The organism is Rheinheimera sp. KL1 (assembly GCF_001275035.1).
Classification (GTDB): Bacteria; Pseudomonadota; Gammaproteobacteria; order Enterobacterales; family Alteromonadaceae; genus Pararheinheimera; species Pararheinheimera tangshanensis.
In genome coordinates, this window is the sequence record NZ_LAMX01000039.1 from 1 (window position 1) to 1,253 (window position 1,253).

Below are 1,253 nucleotides of genomic sequence, written 5' to 3' on the forward strand. Positions count from 1 at the left end.
CTTCTTAACTCATCTTTTTGTTTTCATTAAATATTTTGTGGGGATACCTCAGGACCAGACCCCAAAGTTTGCTTCAAGAAAAATTCGTCGAGCATACTTATCTGTGGTACGGTCCTAACATATTAAAATGCTATTTAAAATCGTATCACTTAGAATGAAAATACTCGCACGTATCCTGTTCGTCGCAATCGCAATCATATCGGTGAGGCTCTTCGCTTCAGAACTTGGGGGACCAATACATTCAATTAAACGCGGGAATGATTACACATGGGAGCTAAATAAAGACATTAGCGTCTCAATAAGCATTAATTGCCCTCTTAGAACAAATGACATATTTCAAAAAGCAGATTCATGCAATTCAGCCTTCAACATTTATTCTGAGCCTTATGAAGTAACTATATATGTAGGTAAAACATCAATAAGTTCTCATAGACGATTTTACAATAATAGCGATGATAAGCGAATCATAAGAGCTTTAGCCGAGCAAGGTGAAGATCCGCTTTTAACTTTAAAGTATTTCAAAAATAGCGGGGATTTTCTTGGTGGCGATGCTAAGTATTTATCTGAAAAATATAGACTTATTGGTTTTTCGACTGCATTGCAAGAATCAAAAGAACTCGGACAAGCCGAAAACCAACGAATAGTAACTCGGCATAACATAATCGCAGTCGTAGGAATTGTTCTTTTTATCTTAGTTCTATGCTCGATAATTGCTCTATTCATCAAGAAGATTCTGCCCAAGATAAGATCTGCAAGTTCCGATGTGAATCAGAAATTTGCTAAAAATCGAGAGATGGCGAAGATTAGAAAAATATCGAAAGAAGAAGCGATTAGGCATACTGTTCACTCAACAATTTCAAACGACAGGAATATGCAACCACTAACCCAAGAGCAAATAGATGTTATTAAACAACAAATAAAAGAAGCATTGGAAAAAGATGATAGTAAGACAGCGTTGGCTTTAATGAGTATCCTCAGCGGCATGCAGAAATAGCAACACTAATTAACTGAATTCGTGAAGGGAGTCCAATGGTAATAAGCCGCAAAACTTTAAAGCGTAATTTCCAAATCTAAGTTTTATTGTCTGCTATTGGCACACTCCCGCCTTTCACATATGTCTTTTCTCAGGCATTTTAAGTGACAACTGGGTACCAACTACTGGCACCAATCCCCCATTAGGGCGCGAGCCGGACAAAATTGGGTGGCCAAGGTTTTAAGGCTGGGAGTGTTTGAGTGAGGAGTCGGTAGCGACG

General features: G+C 38.2%; 1 protein-coding gene. It reads left to right on the forward strand.

What is annotated here, in order from left to right; genetic code table 11:
* Window positions 1-127 precede the first annotated feature (127 nt).
* Window positions 128-994, forward strand: coding sequence for a hypothetical protein (locus tag WH43_RS18895; protein WP_053426105.1), 867 nt, complete (start codon window positions 128-130; stop codon window positions 992-994).
* Window positions 995-1,253: the final 259 nt, after the last annotated feature.

Excerpts from the sequence above, each read along its gene's own strand:
- WH43_RS18895 (WP_053426105.1), top strand. The coding sequence starts at position 128 with ATGCTATTTAAAATCGTATCACTTAGAATGAAAATACTCGCACGTATC.